This is a genomic window from Brevundimonas sp. GW460-12-10-14-LB2 (genome assembly GCF_001636925.1).
Lineage (GTDB): Bacteria > Pseudomonadota > Alphaproteobacteria > Caulobacterales > Caulobacteraceae > Brevundimonas > Brevundimonas vesicularis.
The window spans coordinates 1,708,988-1,725,536 of the sequence record NZ_CP015511.1 but is presented as its reverse complement, the minus strand read 5'-3'; the positions used below and the strand labels follow the sequence as shown (position 1 = coordinate 1,725,536).

Here is a 16,549-nt window from a genome sequence, read left to right as displayed (position 1 = left end):
ATGCCGGCTTGACCATTAGCGCGGCAGAGATTTCGGCTGTCTGTTCAGAGGGTCAGGGGAAAATCGCGATGTCAGACCGGTCTTCAGGGGCGCGATGAACACGGCCGCATACGAAATCGTCGATAGAGATGGCGAGGCCCGTCTGCGCCTGACCGGCGACTGGACGACCACGGCGCTCGGTCGTCTGCCGACGGAGCTGAGCCGCGATCTGGAAGGCCGCGATATCGCCAGCATCGACACCTCCGATCTCGGTCGCTTCGATACCGCCGGCGCACTGGCTTTGGTGCAGGCCTCAAGCGGCCGCCTGTCCAAGAGCCAGTGGAAGGATCGACCGGAGGCCGGTCGCATCTATCACATGATCGAGCTGCTGGAGCGCGAGAGCGCTCCGGCGCCGAAACGCCCCAGCGCCTTCGTTCGCACCTTCGCCAAGATCGGCCGTGGCGTGTACGATTTCGGCGGCGAGGGCATGTTGTCGCTGGCCTTCCTGGGTCGGCTGATGGCTGCTGTCGTGGAAGCCGCCAAACATCCCGGCGGCATCCGCTGGCCGGCCTGGGTCAGTCAGGCCGAGCGGGCTGGGCTGGACGCCATTCCGATCGTCATGATCACCAACTTCTTCATCGGCGCCGTCATCGCCTTCATCGGCGTGGATTTGTTGACAGACTTCGGCGCCCAAGTGTTTGCGGTTCAGCTGATCGGCGTCGCCATGTTCCGCGAGTTCGCCGTGGTGATCGCCTCGGTCTTGTTGGCTGGACGTTCGGCTTCGGCTTTTGCGGCCGAGATCGGATCGATGCGGATGAACCAGGAGGTCGACGCCATGCAGGTCATGGGCGTCAATCCGTTCCAGGCCTTGGTGATCCCGCGCGTCGCGTCTCTGGTGCTGATGCTGCCGCTGCTGACCTTTATGGGCATGATCGGCGGCCTGGTCGGCGGTCTGGTCGTGTGCTGGAGCTCGCTGAATCTCGGTCCGTCCTTCTTCTTCCAGCGTCTGGTCGAGGATGGCACCATGGCCCAGCATCTGATGGTCGGTCTGGTGAAGGCGCCGGTGTTCGCCCTGGTGATCGCCGCCATCGGCTGCCGTCAGGGCATGTCGGTCGCCGGCGATGTCGAAAGCCTCGGCCGGCGCGTGACGGCCGCCGTGGTGCAAGCCATCTTCGCCATCATCTTTCTGGACGCCGTGTTCGCCCTGGTCTTCCTGGAGCTGAACATATGACCGAAGCACCAGAAAACCTGATCGAGGTGCGCGGCCTGTTGAGCCAGTTCGGCGAGCGCACCATCCACGAAAACCTCGACCTCGACCTGGTGCGCGGCGAAGTCTTGGGCGTCGTCGGCGGATCGGGCGCGGGCAAGACCGTCCTGCTGAACACCATCATCGGACTGAAAGAGCCCGAGGGCGGGTCGGTGAAGGTGCTGGGCTACGACCGTGCGACCCTGACCGACGATCAGTCGGCGGACATCGAGCGCCGCACCGGCATCTTGTTTCAGCAGGGTGCGCTGTTCTCGTCGCTGAGCGTGCTGGAGAACGTCGCCTCGCCTCTGGTCGAGCACACCAAGCTGCCCAAAGCGATTATCTATGAACTTGCCGAACTCAAGATCGCCATGGTGGGCCTCAAGCCCGAGCACCACCACCTGAAGCCCGCCGAGCTGTCGGGCGGCATGAAGAAGCGCGCCGGCCTGGCGCGTGCGTTGGCGCTGGACCCGGAACTGGTGTTTCTGGACGAGCCGACGGCGGGTCTGGATCCCATCGGCGCGGCCGCGTTCGACGATCTGATCCGGCAACTGGCGGACGACCTGGGTCTGTCCGTCTTCATGATCACCCACGACCTCGATACGCTCTACGCCATCTGTGACAAGGTGGCGGTGCTGGCGGACAAGCGGGTCGTGGAAAAGGCCACGGTGCAGGAGCTGGAAGGCTCCGACCATCCGTGGATCAAAGAATATTTCCTGGGGCCGCGCGGACGCGCAGCCACCAAGTCTGCCGCCTGAGGAGAGCGGATCATGGAAAGAGACGCACATTACGCCGCCGTCGGCATCGCCACCGTCGCCCTTCTGGCGGCCCTGGCGGTGTTCACCATCTGGCTGGCCCGGCTGCAGTTCAACAGCGACTACGACATGTACGACATCGTCTTCTATGGGCCAGTGAACGGCCTGTCGGAAGGCGGCGAGGTCCATTTCAACGGCATCCGCGTCGGCGAGGTGACCGACCTGAACATCGACACCAAGCGCGGTGACCAGGTGATCGCCCGTGTCCGCGTGGACGGCACGACGCCGGTGCGCGTCACCTCGCGCGCGCAGCTGGAGCCGCAAGGCATCACCGGCCTGAACTACATCCAGATCACCGCGGGCTCGCCCAACAGCGCCCTGCTGAAAGAGCAGTATCCGGATAATGTCGTGCCCGTGCTGCAAAGCCAGCCGTCGCCGATCGCTGAACTGTTGAGTGGTTCGGGCACGGTTCTGGCCCAGACCGTGGATGCGCTGAACCGGATCAACCGCGTCATGTCCGATGACAATATCCGCAGCTTCTCCACCAGTGTGAAGAACGTCGAAGCGCTGACGACTGAACTGGAAGCCCGCAAGGCCATCTTCCAGCAGTTGGAAGAGGCCGTGACCAACGCCAACGCGGCGGTGAAGGAATACCAGGCCCTGGCCGTCGACACGCGTCAGATCATCAATACGGACGGTCGCCAAGCCATCGCCAATATCAACTCGGCGACGGCGGAAGCCCGCACGGCGATCGCCTCGGCCAACCGTTCGATCACGGGGCTGGAGCGTCCTTTGGGTGACTTTGCGACGACCAGCCTGCCGCAATTGACCGGCACGATTGAAGAGCTGCAAGACGCCACCCGGTCTCTGCAATCCCTGATCGACGACGTCCGCGCCAGCCCGCGCGACTTTATCGGTCGTCCGAAATCCAAAGAGCTGGAGGTGCAGCCGTGATCCTTCGTCCTGTCCTTCGACTGGCGGCGTCCGCCGCTGTCCTGACCGCGCTGAGCGGATGCGCCCTGCTGTCGTCGCCGGACCCGGTCCAGAACTATCGGTTCGGCCTGCCGATGGCCGCGCCGTCGGCGGTGGGCGACACGCCTGCGCCTCTAACGGTCTCGATCCGCCGCATCGAGTTCCCACAGGCGACCGGCGACGACAAGATCCTGGGCGTCACGGGTCTAGAGACGGCCTATATCGGCGGCGCACGCTGGGTGTCGCCGGCCTCGACCCTGTTCGACGACAGCCTGAAGGCGGCCTTCGCCAACCGCGCCGACCGCATTCGCGTGCTGGGTCGCCGCGAGCCGGGGACGCCGCCGCTGATCCTGCAGGTCACGGTCACGACGTTCGAGGCGCGATACGCCGCGCCGGGCGCTGTGCCGGATGTCGTCGTGACCGCACGGGCGCAGCTGCGCTCCACCCCGGAACGGCGCGCTGGCGGCGGGACCATTCGTCCCGAGGAAGGCCGCTCGGTCGAGCGGGTGTTCACCGTGACCCAGCCTGCCGGCGACAACCGCGTGTCCGCCATCGTTGCAGCCTTCGACACGGCGACGCGCGACATCAATACCCAGATCGCGGACTGGACGATCGCCTCCGCGAACTGACGCGATCGAACGCATGATGCCGCGATGGCGGCGGTGCGGGACGTAGGCTTGCGTATGCGCTAGGGTGCGCTGCGAATCTGCTCCCGGAGTTGTCATGAGTTTTTCCGCCACCGACGCGGCCTTCGAAGGCTTCCGGGTCGTTCGCCGGCATCCGATCGTCGCGGTCGCCTGGGGCCTCGTCTATCTGGCCGTCTATGTCGCCATGTTCGGCCTGGGCGCAGACAAGTGGGCCAGTCTGATGGCGGCCGGCGAAGCGCTGGAACAGTCGGCCAACCCGTCGATGGCGGAGTTTCAGGCCCTAGGCCAGACCTATGCCGGAGCCCTGATCTGGGCCGCGCCCATCGGCCTGCTGGTCGGCGCGGTGCTGAGCGGGGCGGTGGCGCGCTCCGTCTTGCGGCCGGACGAGTCGTCGTGGGGCTATCTGCGCCTCGGTATGGATGAGGTCCGTGTTCTGGCGGTCAGTCTGATCGTCAGCTTGGCTGTCGGCTTGGCGTCGGGCGTCGGCATGATGGTGGTCGGCGCGGCCATCGGTTTCGGCGCCGCGTCGGGTCAGGCGCTGCTGATTTTGGCCGGCGTGCTCCTGATCTTCGCCGTCTTCGCCTTGATCGTCTGGCTGGCGATCAAGTTCAGCCTCGCGGTGCCGATGACGATCGATCGCCGCAAGATCACCATCGTGGAATCGTTCGCCGCCACCAAGGGGCATTTCTGGTCGCTGCTGGGCATGGCCGTGATCGCCATCATCATGTCCCTGATCGTCAGCATCCTGGGCATGATCATCGGCGCAGCCGCAGACCTCGCCACCGGCGGCATCCAGACGCTGGCGCGCTTCGACGGCGAGGGACTGGGTCAGATCCTGATGCAGGCCTGGCCTGCGATCCTGGTGTCGTCGATCGTCAACGCCTTCCTGGCCGCGCTGCAACTCGCGGTCCTGTATGCCCCGTTCGCAGCGGCCTGGAATGGGCTTCGAGGCGGTCAGCCGACGGACGTCTTTTCCTGACAATCAGGCCGACGCCTTCACCCTTTTCTTCCTTGCCGGGGCATCGACAGACCCGCCCAAGGCCGCCACGCGCGCCTTGCGGCGGTCCTCGTGCCGATCCAGCACCTCCTTGAGGTATTTGCCGGTCCAACTGGCCTTGTTGTCCGCGACCTGTTCGGGCGTGCCGACCGCAACGATCTCGCCGCCGCCGTCACCGCCCTCAGGACCGAAGTCGAGCAGATAGTCGGCGACCTTGATGACATCGAGGTTGTGTTCGATCACCACGATGGTGTTGCCGGCCTCGACCAGTTCCTGCAGCACCTCGAGCAGCTTGCGCGTATCCTCGAAGTGCAGGCCGGTCGTCGGCTCGTCAAGGATGTACAGGGTGCGGCCCGTCGCGCGCTTGGACAGCTCCTTGGACAGTTTGACACGCTGGGCCTCGCCGCCCGACAGGGTGGTGGCGGGCTGGCCGACCTTGACGTAGCCCAGGCCCACGCGTTCAAGCGTCAGCATCTTGTCGCGGATCGGCGGCACGGCCTTGAAGAAGCTGGCGGCCTCCTCGACCGTCATGTCCAGCACGTCCGAAATGGACTTGCCCTTGAACACGATCTCCAGCGTCTCGCGATTGTAGCGTTTGCCTTTGCAGACGTCGCAGGTGACGTAGACGTCCGGCAGGAAGTGCATCTCGATCTTGATGACGCCGTCGCCCTGGCAGGCTTCGCAACGCCCGCCCTTGACGTTGAAGCTGAACCGGCCGGGGCCATAGCCGCGCGCCTTGGATTCCGGCAGGCCGGCGTACCAGTCGCGGATGGGCCCGAAGGCGCCGGTATAGGTCGCGGGGTTCGAGCGCGGGGTGCGGCCGATGGGCGACTGGTCGATGTCGATGACCTTGTCGAAATGCTCCAGCCCTTCGATCCGGTCGAACGGGGCAGGGGCCTCCGATGCATTGTTCAGGCGACGCGCGGCGGCCTTGTACAGGGTCTCGATGGTGAAGGTGGACTTGCCGCCGCCCGAGACGCCGGTGATGCAGGTGAAGACGCCGACCGGAATTTCGCCAGTGACGCTCTTCAGATTGTTGCCGCTGGCGCCGCTGATCTTCAGCATCCGCTTGCGGTTGATGGGGCGGCGACCCTCGGCGGGGATTTCGATCTCGCGCTCGCCGGTCAGGTATTTGCCGGTCAGGGACTTGGGATTGGCCATGACCTGGGCCGGCGTGCCCTCGGCGCACACCTGTCCCCCATGAACCCCGGCGGCCGGGCCCATGTCGATGACGTAGTCCGCGGTCAGGATGGCTTCTTCGTCATGCTCGACCACGAGGACCGAGTTGCCGAGATCGCGCAGGCCCTTCAGGCTTTCCAGCAGGCGCGTGTTGTCGCGCTGGTGCAGGCCGATGGACGGCTCGTCCAGCACATAGAGGACGCCGGTCAGGCCCGAGCCGATCTGCGACGCCAGGCGAATGCGCTGGCTCTCGCCGCCCGACAGGGTGCCTGAGGATCGCGACAGGTTCAGATAGTCCAGGCCGACGTTGTTAAGGAACCGCAGACGGTCGCAGATTTCCTTCAAGATGCGCCGGGCGATCTCCATCTGCTTTTCGGTCAGGTTCTCTTCCAGCGTCGAGAACCACAGATAGGCCTTGGAGATCGACAGGGTGGAGATGTCGGCGATGTCCTCGCCGCCGACCTTGACGGCCAAGGCCTCGGGCTTCAGCCGCTTGCCGTGACACGCGTCGCAGGGCGTCTCGGACTGATAGCGAGCCAGTTCCTCGCGCACCCAGGCGCTGTCGGTCTCGCGCCAGCGGCGCTCCAGGTTTGGCAGCACGCCCTCGAACGGCTTGGAGACCTCGTATTTGCGGGCGTTGTCGTCATAGACGAACTTGATCTTCTCGGACCCCGTGCCATGAAGAATGGCCTTGTGCGCCTGGGCGGGCAGGTCGCGCCACGGCTTGTCCATCGAGAAGCCGTAGTGGAGGCTCAGCGACTGCAGCGTCTGCGTGTAGAGCGGCGACGGCCCACGCGCCCACGGCGCCACGGCGCCCTTGTGCAGGGTCTTGTCGCGGTCCGGGATTACCAGATCGGCATCAAAGGCCAGCTTGACCCCCAGGCCGTCGCAGACCGGGCAGGCGCCGAAGGGGTTGTTGAACGAGAATAGTCGCGGTTCGATCTCGCTGATCGTGAAGCCCGACACCGGGCACGCGAACCGTTCGGAAAACAGGATGGAGCGGGGCGCCGTCTCGCCCTCGGCGGTCGAGGCCCATTCGGCGTTGGCGATGCCGTCGGCCAGACCCAGCGCCGTCTGTAGACTGTCGGCGTAGCGCGCTTCCTGATCCGGTTTGGTAACGATCCGGTCCACGACGATGTCGATGTCGTGCTTGAACTTCTTGTCCAGGGTGGGCGCTTCGTCGATCGGGTAGAACTGGCCGTCGATCTTCAGGCGCTGGAAGCCCTGACGCTGCCACTCGGCGATCTCTTTTTTGTACTCGCCCTTGCGGCCGCGAACGACGGGGGCGAGCAGTAGGATGCGCTCGCCATCGGGCAGGGCGACCAGTTTGTCGACCATCTGGCTGACGGTCTGGCTCTCGATGGGCAGGCCGGTCGCAGGCGAATAGGGCACGCCGACGCGCGCCCACAGCAGACGCATATAGTCGTGGATTTCCGTCACCGTGCCGACGGTCGACCGCGGGTTCTTGGACGTTGTCTTCTGCTCGATCGAGATGGCCGGGGACAGGCCTTCGATCAGATCCACGTCAGGCTTGCCCATCAGCTCCAGAAACTGGCGCGCGTAGGCCGACAGGCTCTCGACATAGCGGCGTTGGCCCTCGGCATAGATGGTGTCGAACGCGAGCGACGATTTGCCCGACCCCGACAGGCCGGTCATCACCACCAGCTGTTCACGCGGTATGTCGAGATCCACGCCCTTGAGATTATGCTCACGGGCGCCGCGAACGCGGATGAAGTTGTGCTTTTCGGTCATGCTGTCCGGAGAACGCGGAGGAGGGCCGGCGGGTCCGGCGCGACATCGCTATATGGGGACGAATTGCGTGATTGAAGCAAGAACAATGTAGGAACATTGCGGCTGACGCATCATTTGGGCGTCCACGATTGCGTGGGGCGCACGAAACGCCCGCCCTTGGCCAGAAGCACGCCGCTGGCGTTGGCGACGCCCAGTTCCAGGCTTTCAGCGATGCGGCGGGCGCGTTCAATGAAGTGGTCGGCGGCGATGGGCGGACACAGGGTGCGCGCGGTTTCGGCGAACAGCTCCAGCCAGCGATCGAAATGCCGCGCATCAATGGGAAGGGGCAGGTGTTTCGGCATCGGCCGGCCCTGATAGACGCCCGTGGACAGGGCGACGGACGACCAGAACAGCTTCATCTGCGCCAGATGCGGCGCCCAGTCGATGATCCGGTCCGCGAAAATCGGGCCGATCAGGGCGTCGTCGCGGACGCGGGCGTAGAAGCCTTCGACGAACGCGTCGATCACGGCTTCGTCAATGCCCGTTTCGTCCCGCAGGCGCTGGACGGCGGCCTCGCGCCGCGCGGCGGCGCCGGCGGGGTCTTCGATGCGGAGACGGGTTTGCATGACGGCTGGTCTAGCCGCCGCAATCCTATTGGTCGAGGAAGTCGCCGGCGTTGAACGACAGGATGCAGATGGCGTCCCCACCCGTCGCATCGGTCGAGCAGAAATCGACGCCGAACAGGTCGGCCTCGACCTTTGCGGTCGAGCGGAAGATACGGCCGTCACGCTGGAAGGTCGATCCGATCTTCTCGCTCCACGGAATCAGGGCCACGGCGAAGGCGGCGGCCGGCGCACCCGTGCAGGTAAACAGGATATATTCTGCGCCGTCCCCGTTGTCCGCGCGACGATAGGCGTCGGCTGCGGCAGCCTGCTCCAGGCAGGCGGCAAAGAGCCGTGCGTTGGGCGTCGGCGCCTGGGTCGCAACGGCGCTGTAATCCGGGGCTGACGGCGGCCGGTCCGGCGCAGTCGCGCATGCGGCGCAAGCCAGTGTGGAGACGATGGCGAGGGTGATGACGGTCTTCATGGTTGTCTCCTCAACGCCAAGCTTCTCACGCGGCCGTGTTCGACGCCAGACTTGCGCATTGCGGGATTACGACCCATCCTCCTTGTTCTGACGCGTTTTGCAGAAGGTTTGACGATCATGATCATCGCATTGGCCACCGGTTCCGCCCTGTCCGCCATGCTGCTCGTGATCCTCAATGCCAATCAGCCCAAGCCGAAACCCGTCCCCGTCCGCACTCGCGACACTCGACAAGGTCGCCGCTAGGACGCCGGACGGCGCCACCCTTTTCGACAATCTGAGCCTGACGTTCGGGCCTGAGCGCACCGGCGTCGTCGGTCGAAACGGCGCGGGCAAGAGCACGCTGTTGCGTCTGATTTCGGGCGAAGCCGCGCCGGCTGAGGGGGCTGTCGCCCGAGCTGGAACGATCGGCGTGCTGGATCAGCGTTATGAGCCGGCGCCAGACGAAACCGTCGCGCGAACCCTCGGTGTAGAATCTGCGCTGGCTGTTGTGGCGCGGGTTTTGGCGGGGCAGGGAACGGCTGACGATCTGGCCGAGGCTGACTGGACGCTGGAGACTCGTCTTGACGAGGCCTTGCGAGAGATCGGGCTGCCTGACCTGGACCACGAACGCCTGACGTGCAGTCTCAGCGGGGGCGAGCAGACGCGGTTGCGGCTGGCGGGTTTGAAGCTGGCCCAGCCCGATCTGATCCTGCTGGACGAGCCGACCAATCATCTGGATGCGCAGGCGCGGGCGCTGGTCGCCGATGTCATCGCGCGTTGGGACGGCGGGGTCGTGGTGGTCAGCCATGATCGCAACCTGTTGCGCCGCATGGACCGAATTCTTGAAGTGTCGAGCTTGGGTGTCGCCAGCTACGGCGGCGGCTATGACGCCTATGTCGAGCGAAAGGCGCTGGAGGGCGAGGCGGCGACGCGGGATCTGGCCGAAGCCAAGCGCGAACTCGCGCGTACTGGCGCCGAGGCTCAGCAGCGCGCGGAGGCCCAGTCGCGCCGCGACGCCGCCGGCCGTCGCAAGGCCGCCAAGGGCGACATGCCGAAAATCCTGCTGGGCGCCCGGGCCGAGCGCGCTGAAAACACGGGCGGGCGCGGCGGCTTGCTGGCCGAATGTCAGGCCGCGGCCGCGAAGGACGCCTTGGCCTCAGCCCAGGCGCGCGTAGAGCGAACGCGGACGCTGGCGATCCCGATGCCGACGACCGGCCTGCCAACGGGACGGACGGTGCTGACGATGGACCAGGCCGGCTGGGCGACACCCGAGGGGCGGACGATCGTCGGGCCGGTCGACCTGAACCTGGTCGGGCCGGAACGGGTCGCGATCACGGGACCGAACGGCGCGGGCAAGACGACCCTGCTGCGGCTGATCACCGGCGATCTTTCACCGACCACGGGCGCCGTCGATCGGCCTGTGCGTGCGGTGTTGCTGGACCAAGAGGTCAAGATCCTGCACCCGGACGAAACCTTGGTGGAAGCGTGGCGGCGGTTGAACCCTAAAGGGTCGGTCAATGACGCCCAGGCAGCGCTGGCGCGGTTTCTGTTTCGCAATACGGCGGCGCAGCGCCACGTCGGCGACCTGTCAGGCGGGGAGCGGCTGAGGACGGGTCTGGCCTGCGTCATGACAGGCGCGACGCCGCCGCAGTTGCTGGTGTTGGACGAGCCGACCAACCATCTCGACCTGGACGCCATCGCGGCGGTCGAAGAGGCGCTGAACGCCTATGACGGCGCGTTGATCTTGGTGAGCCACGACGTGGATTTCCTTGCGACGCTGAAGATCACGCGCACGATCAAACTCTGAACTCGGTCAGCCCCAGGCCTCGACGGCGCCCTTGCGACGGACCATCGACGGGCTGGACAGTTGGGTGCGCGGCTCGGCTTCGGCCCGGCCGAACAGCCAGCCTTGGCCGTATTCGACGCCCGCCGCCTTGAGCTCGGATGCGACACCGTCGGTCTCGATCATCTCGGCGATGGTTTCCAGCCTCATCGAACGGCACAGTTCGACGATGCTGTGCAGCATGGCCTTGGAGCGTTGGTCGGTCTGGATGTCGCGCACGATGGCCCCGTCGATTTTGACCGAGTCCACCGACAGTTTGCGCAGATAGTCGAAGGCGGCGGCTCCAGCGCCGAAATCGTCGATGCAGACCTTGATGCCGGCTTCGCGCAGCGCGGCAAGGCGACGGTCGGCGGCTTCGATGTCTGCGACGGCGGAGGTTTCGGTCACCTCGACCATCAGGCGACGGCGTTCCTCGGGCGCGCCGGCGGTCATGCGCAGCAGCTGTTCGACGTAGGTGTCGTCCCCCAAGGAGGCGCCCGAGACATTGATCGCCATCTTCAGCAGGCCGGCGCCGGGCTGGCGCATCCGCTTCAGGACCTTCTCCGCCACGGCGAGATCGAACGACTCGATCATGTCCAGCTCTTCGGCCATGCGAATGGCCTCGGCGGGACCGTTGTTGCCGCTGAACCGGGTCAGGGCCTCGAAGTGATGGACCGCTCGGGAGTCCAGATGGACGATGGGCTGATAGTGGACCTGGAACTCGCGCGATTTGACCAGGCTGCGGAAGGTCTCGGCGTCGCGGAAGGTGCGCTTCAGCGAGTCGGCAAAGGCGATCTGTGGATTGGCGAGGCCGTCGCCCTTCAGGCAGCCTTCGATGGCGAACCGCATGGCGCGGAGGACGCACAGGGAATCCGATCCGGGCGGCACGGGCGAGCTGAACGCCTCCGCACCCAGCGACAGGCCTTCGGCGCGACCGGCCTCGACGATTTCGGCGGCGATGTCGCGACGGTCGTTGGCCGGGCGCAGCAGGGCGAAGCGGACGCCGGTGACCTGCGACGCGCTCGACCCTTCGACGGCGGCGGACTGAAGCGTGGCCTCGATGCGGCGGTTCAGACGGTCGGCGGCTTCGCCGGTGACGTTCTCCAACCCGGTGATGTCGAGGAAGGACAGGGCCAGGTCGGGATTGGACTCCAGCACACGCCCGGCGTCGGCCAGGAAATCCTCGGGTTCCAGAAGCGGGCGTGTTTCCAGATCCTCCAGCGCGAATGCCGGGCCTTCGTAGGATATGGCGCAGGAGACGGCCGGCGCCATCTGCGGCAGGACAAAGGCGCGGAACGAGGCACGGCGCACACGGTCGGGACCGGCCGCCACAAGGATCGACGTCGCGGGAATACGCACGCCGGCCTTCATGCCTTGCAGGGCGGTCAGGGTAGAGGCGCCGTCGTGCAGCAGATCGAGCAGGGGACGGCCCGTCCAGGTCGCGCCTGCGTCTTCGCCCGCCACGGCGCCCGCGCCGATCGCAAAGGCGACCACGCCTTTCGGATCCACCTCCACCAGGGTGTCGGCGGAAGCGAAGGCCAGGCCTAGGAGGCGAGTGGTCAGCGTCATGAGGCCATGCTGGCACGCAGTCGCTTAAAAAATAGGCAATGACCCTTAGGACGCGAACCGTGATCGGCGAACGGCGAAGAGGTGTCCCGTTCAGGCCGTTCGGTTCAGGGCGACAGCGCGTCCGTCGCCCAGCGAGGCGCGGCCGTCGGCGGCATAGGCGGAGGCGGGTGTGCGAGCAGCGGTGACCTCCGCCGCGATGGCGCGGACCAGACCCTCGGAAATCTGACGCGCGGCGTCGACTGCGCGGCTGTGACGAGTCAGGACGGCGTCGAACTCACGCGTGGCGTCGACCAGTGTCCTGCGGTCTTCGAGCGGAGCGCCGCTCAGCAGCGCCGGATTGGCCTTCACATGGGCGGAATCGCGCCGGTAGAGATTGGCCATCTCCTGCGTTTCCGACAGACCGGCCGCCACATCCTGAGGACGGCCATCGGCGAAGGCGGCTGTTTCGGCCTTCAGCCGCTCGGTCAGGCGCAAGGTCAAGGTCGTCAACTGACGAACCCGCGCCTGGGCCAGTTCGGTGTCGCTCATGGCCGGCCCTCCTGCATCTTCAGCATTTCGGCCATGACGGTATTACTCAGGCCGATGCCGCCCGCCTTGACCGTGGACTTGGCCATTTCGTCCAGCATGAAGCTGCGCCACGTCGCCTCGCCCTGGCCGCCGCCGAACAGGCCATCGGTCGACAGACCTTCGAACATCGGCTTCAGCATTTGCGAGATGAAGGTGGCCTCGAAGGCCTTGGCGGTTTCCGCGATTTTGTCACGGTTCACGGCCGTGGGCGCGGCCGCCGCAGGGCGCAGCAGATCGGCGGAGACGGTCAGGTCGGTCATGCTCACATCACCTCGATGTCGGCCTGCAGGGCGCCGGCGGCCTTGATGGCCTGCAGGATGCTGATCATGTCGCGCGGGCTGACGCCCAGGGCATTCAGGCCGTTGACCAGGGTGGACAGGTTGGCCCCGCCGCCGACCAGCCGCATCTGGGTGCCCAGATCCTCTTCGACGTTCACCTGGGTCGAGGGCACGACGGCGGTCTGGCCCCGGCTGAAGGGCGCCGGCTGACTAACCTGCGGCTGTTCGTCCACCGATATGGTCAGGTTGCCTTGGGCGATGGCGACGCGAGAGATGCGCACGGCGTCGCCCATGACGATGACGCCGTTGACCTCGTCGATAATGACCTTGGCGGGGGTATCGACGCTGACGGCCAGGTTCTCGATCCGGCTGATGAAGCCCGCCATGCCCAGTTCACCAGGCGCGCGCAGGGCGACGACCGTACCGTTCTCGGCCAAAGCCGACCCCGGATAGGCGGCGTTGACGACGGCGGCGACGCGCTGGGCGGTGGTGAAGTCGGGGTTGCGCAGGTTCAGGCGCACCTCGTTCATATTGGCCATCTGGAAGCCGGTCTCGCGCTCGACCAAGGCGCCCGAAGCGATGCGGCCCGCAGTCGGCACGCCGCGCGTCACCGACGACCCTGAACCGCCAGACGCCGAGACGGCGCCGGTCTGGACCGAGCCTTGCGCCACCGCATAGACCTGACCGTCCGCGCCTTGCAGGCTGGTGACAACCAGCGAACCGCCCAGCAAGCTCTTGGCGTCGCACATGGAGGCGACCGACACGTCGATGCGCGAGCCGGGCGTGGCGAATGCGGGCAGGTCGGCCGTGACCATGACGGCGGCCATATTCTTGGTGTTGGCGTTGGCCCCGCGAATGTTGACGCCCAGCCGCTCGGTCATGCCTTCCAGCGATTGGCGGGTGAAGGGGCAATTTCGTAAGGAATCGCCCGTGCCGTTCAGCCCCATGACCATGCCGTAGCCGACCAACTGGTTGCCGCGCACGCCCTCGACGGCGGCGATGTCCTTGATGCGCGACTGCGACTGGGCCAACGCCGAGGTCGCGCCGCCGGCGACGACGAGCGTCGCGGCGACGGAGGCGATCAGGCGGGCAAGCAGATTTTGCATCGGTCAGGCGTCCACGCAACGTTACGCCGTCATCAGTGCGAGGATCGTGCCGGAGAATTAACGACGTGAATTCAATGTCGGTCGGCCTTTGACGGTCAGAGAAGCGGCAGGATTTGCCGGGGCGTTAACCAAACAGTCATCGCCGGCCGTCATCCATGGTTTCATGACGCGGAGCACCTGCACATGAAGGTTGTCGGCCCCAACGGCGTCAGCACGCCTGCCAGCACACGTCCTACGCGATCCGCCAGCGGCTTCTCACTAGGGCAGACTGCGGCTACCCCTGCGCCTGCTGCAACGACCGCCAGCGCAGCGACGGGCGGGGTTTCTGACGTCTCGGCCTTGATGGCCCTTCAAGGGGTCGAGGGGCCGCTGGAAAAGCGACGTCGCGCGATCCGGCGCGGCAGCGGTCTTCTGGACCGCCTTGACGAAATCAAGCTGGCCCTGCTGAACGGCGACGCCGACGAGGGGGCTCTGGATCGTCTGGCGCGGAGCCTGCGCGAGGAGCGCGCCGCCGACGACGACAAGGACCTGGGCGCCTTGCTGGATCAGATCGACCTGCGCGCCTCAGTCGAACTGGCGAAGGCGGAAATGCGCCGCAACCGCCCCTGATACGAAATAATCGTCTGACATCAGGCGGCTAAGCTTTGGCAGTGAGTGACTTTTGCCACTGTCAGGCGGTTAGTCGCCCTATTTTCATCACGGAATCGAGAACCGCGTTGCCGCGACTCGACGGGCTGATTATACGGCCATCTACGCCACAGGGGGGCGTGTTAGAGAGCGTGAGATCGATGAGCGCCTTGGCGTCCGTTGTGTCCGACGAAACCGGCCCGTATCGGCCGTCTGACAGCGAGCCGTTCATGAACGAACGGCAGCAAGCCTATTTCAAGAAGAAGCTGCTGGCCTGGAAGGATGAGATCCTTCGCGAGTCCAAGGGCACGGTCGTCAATCTGAAGGCCGAGACCGAAAACCACCCCGATCTGGTGGACCGGGCGTCTTCGGAATCCGATCGCGCGCTGGAGTTGCGCACCCGCGACCGCCAACGCAAGTTGATCTCCAAGATCGACGACGCGCTGCGCCGGATCGAGGACGGCTCCTACGGCTACTGCGAGGACACGGGCGAACCCATCAGCCTGGGTCGTCTGGAAGCCCGTCCGACGGCGACCCTGTCGGTCGAAGCCCAGGAACGCCACGAACGCCGCGAACGCGTTCACCGCGACGACTGAGGTTTAAGCCTTCCGCGCCTTGACTTCGCCGGGTTGCGGGGCGACCTAGCCGCCTCGCTTTCGAGGTCGTCTACCCATGTCCGTCAAGGTTCGTTTCGCCCCGTCGCCCACGGGTAAGCTGCACGTCGGCAATGTCCGTACCGCTTTGGTGAATTGGATGTTCGCCAAGGGGCAGGGCGGATCGTTCGTTCTGCGCATCGACGACACCGACCTGGCGCGCTCCACGCCCGAGTTCGAACAGGGGATCGAAGACGACCTGACCTGGCTGGGGATGCCGTGGGACGAGCGCTACAATCAGTCCAAGCGGTTCGATCGCTACGAAGAAGCGGCCGCCAGTTTGAAGGCGTCGGGGCGGCTTTATCCCGCCTATGAAACCGCCGACGAGCTCGACCGTCGGCGCAAGGTGCAACTGTCGCGCGGCCTGCCGCCGATCTATGACCGCGCGGCGCTGGAACTGACCGAAGAGCAGAAGGCCGCTTACGAAGCCGAAGGGCGCCGCCCCCATTGGCGCTTCAAGCTAGACGGCAAGCGCGTCGCCTGGGAAGACCTGGCGCGCGGTCATGCGGAGGTGGACACCGCCTCGATGTCGGACCCGGTGCTGATCCGCGAGGACGGCCTGTTCCTCTACACCCTGCCGTCGGTGATCGACGACATCGACATGGGCATCACCCACATCATCCGGGGCGAGGATCACGTCACCAACACTGGCGCGCAGATCGAAATCTTCGAAGCTCTGGGCGCGACGGTTCCGGGGTTCGCCCACATGCCGTTGCTGGTCGGCGCCGACGGCGCGGCCCTGTCCAAGCGTCTGGGATCGCTGTCGATCAGCGACATGCGCGACCAAGGCTATGAGCCGATCGCAATCACCAGCCACCTCGGCCGGATCGGGACGTCTGATCCGCTGGAAGTCGGCGCCTCGGTCGAGGCTCTGGGTCAGAGCTTCGCCTTCTCCAAGATGGGCCGTTCGCCGGCGCGTTACGATACGGCGGATCTGGACCGGCTTAACGCCCAAGCGCTGCACGTCATGGACTATGAGACGGCGCAGCCGCGTCTTCAGGCTCTCGGCGCCGATCTCGGCGAAGCCTTCTGGAATACGGTGCGGGGCAATCTGACAAAGTTCGCCGACGTCGCGGACATGGCGCAGATCGTCCGTGGTCCGATCCAACCGGTGATCGAAGATGCGACCTTCATTGAAACGGCGCTGCGTCTGCTGCCGGAAGTGATCGACGAGAACGCGTGGTCGGCGTGGACCTCGGCCGTCAAGGCCGAGACGGGCGCCAAGGGCAAGGCGCTGTTCATGCCGCTGCGTCTGGCGCTGACGGGGCAGCAGCACGGGCCGGACATGGCGGCCATGGCGCCGCTGATCGGTCGCGAAACCATCCAGCGGCGTCTGAGAGGTGAGGCGGCCTAAGC

The 16,549-nt window shown here is 65.8% G+C and carries 16 protein-coding genes; 9 read left to right on the top strand and 7 right to left on the bottom strand.

The window, feature by feature from the left end; genetic code table 11:
• Nucleotides 1-94 precede the first annotated feature (94 nt).
• The 5 genes from A4249_RS08600 (at nucleotide 95) to A4249_RS08580 (ending at nucleotide 4,578) form a co-directional block, all read left to right on the top strand.
• On the top strand, nucleotides 95-1,210 hold the full coding sequence (locus A4249_RS08600) for an MlaE family ABC transporter permease (RefSeq protein ID WP_066551983.1): 1,116 nt from the start codon (nucleotides 95-97) through the stop codon (nucleotides 1,208-1,210).
• Nucleotides 1,207-1,983, top strand: a complete 777-nt coding sequence (locus A4249_RS08595; RefSeq protein ID WP_055804373.1) for an ABC transporter ATP-binding protein — start codon at nucleotides 1,207-1,209, stop codon at nucleotides 1,981-1,983. Before A4249_RS08600 ends, A4249_RS08595 begins: the two co-directional genes overlap by 4 nt.
• Before the next feature lie 12 nt (nucleotides 1,984-1,995).
• Nucleotides 1,996-2,934: an MlaD family protein gene (locus A4249_RS08590; RefSeq protein ID WP_039246448.1), complete on the top strand. Its 939-nt coding sequence runs from the start codon at nucleotides 1,996-1,998 to the stop codon at nucleotides 2,932-2,934.
• Complete coding sequence (locus tag A4249_RS08585; RefSeq protein WP_066551978.1) at nucleotides 2,931-3,581, top strand: ABC-type transport auxiliary lipoprotein family protein; 651 nt, start codon at nucleotides 2,931-2,933, stop codon at nucleotides 3,579-3,581. The genes A4249_RS08590 and A4249_RS08585 overlap by 4 nt, the downstream gene beginning before the upstream one ends.
• Nucleotides 3,582-3,675: 94 nt before the next feature.
• A complete protein-coding gene (locus A4249_RS08580; protein WP_066551977.1) occupies nucleotides 3,676-4,578 on the top strand; it encodes a hypothetical protein in 903 nt (300 codons plus the stop codon).
• Nucleotides 4,579-4,581: 3 nt separating this feature from the next.
• On the opposite strand, the gene uvrA is transcribed toward A4249_RS08580, so the two are convergent.
• From uvrA to A4249_RS08565, 3 genes are all read right to left on the bottom strand, one after another.
• The gene (uvrA, locus tag A4249_RS08575) at nucleotides 4,582-7,527 is read right to left on the bottom strand and encodes an excinuclease ABC subunit UvrA (protein ID WP_066551976.1); all 2,946 of its coding nucleotides are present in this window, start codon (nucleotides 7,525-7,527) and stop codon (nucleotides 4,582-4,584) included.
• A gap of 110 nt (nucleotides 7,528-7,637) precedes the next feature.
• Nucleotides 7,638-8,132: a group III truncated hemoglobin gene (locus A4249_RS08570; protein WP_156494679.1), complete on the bottom strand. Its 495-nt coding sequence runs from the start codon at nucleotides 8,130-8,132 to the stop codon at nucleotides 7,638-7,640.
• A 25-nt stretch (nucleotides 8,133-8,157) separates the two neighbouring features.
• Nucleotides 8,158-8,592, bottom strand: coding sequence for a hypothetical protein (locus A4249_RS08565; RefSeq protein WP_066551975.1), 435 nt, complete (start codon nucleotides 8,590-8,592; stop codon nucleotides 8,158-8,160).
• A gap of 175 nt (nucleotides 8,593-8,767) precedes the next feature.
• On the opposite strand from A4249_RS08565, the gene A4249_RS08560 reads away from it, so the two are divergent.
• On the top strand, nucleotides 8,768-10,378 hold the full coding sequence (locus A4249_RS08560; protein WP_066551972.1) for an ABC-F family ATP-binding cassette domain-containing protein: 1,611 nt from the start codon (nucleotides 8,768-8,770) through the stop codon (nucleotides 10,376-10,378).
• A 6-nt stretch (nucleotides 10,379-10,384) separates the two neighbouring features.
• On the opposite strand, the gene A4249_RS08555 is transcribed toward A4249_RS08560, so the two are convergent.
• The 4 genes from A4249_RS08555 to A4249_RS08540 form a co-directional block, all read right to left on the bottom strand.
• Nucleotides 10,385-11,962, bottom strand: coding sequence for an EAL domain-containing protein (locus A4249_RS08555; RefSeq protein WP_066551969.1), 1,578 nt, complete (start codon nucleotides 11,960-11,962; stop codon nucleotides 10,385-10,387).
• Nucleotides 11,963-12,052: 90 nt separating this feature from the next.
• Nucleotides 12,053-12,490: a flagellar basal-body protein FlbY gene (locus A4249_RS08550; protein WP_066551967.1), complete on the bottom strand. Its 438-nt coding sequence runs from the start codon at nucleotides 12,488-12,490 to the stop codon at nucleotides 12,053-12,055.
• Nucleotides 12,487-12,789 (bottom strand): rod-binding protein, encoded by a 303-nt coding sequence (locus tag A4249_RS08545; RefSeq protein ID WP_066551966.1) that lies wholly within the window; start codon nucleotides 12,787-12,789, stop codon nucleotides 12,487-12,489. Before A4249_RS08545 ends, A4249_RS08550 begins: the two co-directional genes overlap by 4 nt.
• Before the next feature lie 2 nt (nucleotides 12,790-12,791).
• A complete protein-coding gene (locus A4249_RS08540) occupies nucleotides 12,792-13,913 on the bottom strand; it encodes a flagellar basal body P-ring protein FlgI (protein WP_091747795.1) in 1,122 nt (373 codons plus the stop codon).
• A 183-nt stretch (nucleotides 13,914-14,096) separates the two neighbouring features.
• On the opposite strand from A4249_RS08540, the gene A4249_RS08535 reads away from it, so the two are divergent.
• The 3 genes from A4249_RS08535 to gltX all read left to right on the top strand — a co-directional run bounded on the left by A4249_RS08535 (nucleotide 14,097) and on the right by gltX (nucleotide 16,547).
• Nucleotides 14,097-14,522, top strand: a complete 426-nt coding sequence (locus A4249_RS08535) for a flagellar assembly protein FliX (protein WP_066551962.1) — start codon at nucleotides 14,097-14,099, stop codon at nucleotides 14,520-14,522.
• Nucleotides 14,523-14,701: 179 nt separating this feature from the next.
• A complete protein-coding gene (gene dksA, locus A4249_RS08530) occupies nucleotides 14,702-15,136 on the top strand; it encodes an RNA polymerase-binding protein DksA (RefSeq protein WP_017504616.1) in 435 nt (144 codons plus the stop codon).
• Between the two features lie 76 nt (nucleotides 15,137-15,212).
• Nucleotides 15,213-16,547 (top strand): glutamate--tRNA ligase, encoded by a 1,335-nt coding sequence (gene gltX, locus A4249_RS08525; RefSeq protein WP_066551960.1) that lies wholly within the window; start codon nucleotides 15,213-15,215, stop codon nucleotides 16,545-16,547.
• Nucleotides 16,548-16,549 lie beyond the last annotated feature (2 nt).

Bases quoted from the DNA above. Each gene is read 5' to 3' on its own strand.
- A4249_RS08600 (WP_066551983.1), top strand. From the start codon at position 95: ATGAACACGGCCGCATACGAAATCGTCGATAGAGATGGCGAGGCCCGT.
- A4249_RS08595 (WP_055804373.1), top strand. From the start codon at position 1,207: ATGACCGAAGCACCAGAAAACCTGATCGAGGTGCGCGGCCTGTTGAGC.
- A4249_RS08590 (WP_039246448.1), top strand. From the start codon at position 1,996: ATGGAAAGAGACGCACATTACGCCGCCGTCGGCATCGCCACCGTCGCC.
- A4249_RS08580 (WP_066551977.1), top strand. From the start codon at position 3,676: ATGAGTTTTTCCGCCACCGACGCGGCCTTCGAAGGCTTCCGGGTCGTT.
- uvrA (WP_066551976.1), bottom strand. From the start codon at position 7,527: ATGACCGAAAAGCACAACTTCATCCGCGTTCGCGGCGCCCGTGAGCAT.
- A4249_RS08570 (WP_156494679.1), bottom strand. From the start codon at position 8,132: ATGCAAACCCGTCTCCGCATCGAAGACCCCGCCGGCGCCGCCGCGCGG.
- A4249_RS08565 (WP_066551975.1), bottom strand. From the start codon at position 8,592: ATGAAGACCGTCATCACCCTCGCCATCGTCTCCACACTGGCTTGCGCC.
- A4249_RS08560 (WP_066551972.1), top strand. From the start codon at position 8,768: ATGCCAATCAGCCCAAGCCGAAACCCGTCCCCGTCCGCACTCGCGACA.
- A4249_RS08555 (WP_066551969.1), bottom strand. From the start codon at position 11,962: ATGACGCTGACCACTCGCCTCCTAGGCCTGGCCTTCGCTTCCGCCGAC.
- A4249_RS08550 (WP_066551967.1), bottom strand. From the start codon at position 12,490: ATGAGCGACACCGAACTGGCCCAGGCGCGGGTTCGTCAGTTGACGACC.
- A4249_RS08545 (WP_066551966.1), bottom strand. From the start codon at position 12,789: ATGACCGACCTGACCGTCTCCGCCGATCTGCTGCGCCCTGCGGCGGCC.
- A4249_RS08540 (WP_091747795.1), bottom strand. From the start codon at position 13,913: ATGCAAAATCTGCTTGCCCGCCTGATCGCCTCCGTCGCCGCGACGCTC.
- A4249_RS08535 (WP_066551962.1), top strand. From the start codon at position 14,097: ATGAAGGTTGTCGGCCCCAACGGCGTCAGCACGCCTGCCAGCACACGT.
- dksA (WP_017504616.1), top strand. From the start codon at position 14,702: ATGAGCGCCTTGGCGTCCGTTGTGTCCGACGAAACCGGCCCGTATCGG.
- gltX (WP_066551960.1), top strand. From the start codon at position 15,213: ATGTCCGTCAAGGTTCGTTTCGCCCCGTCGCCCACGGGTAAGCTGCAC.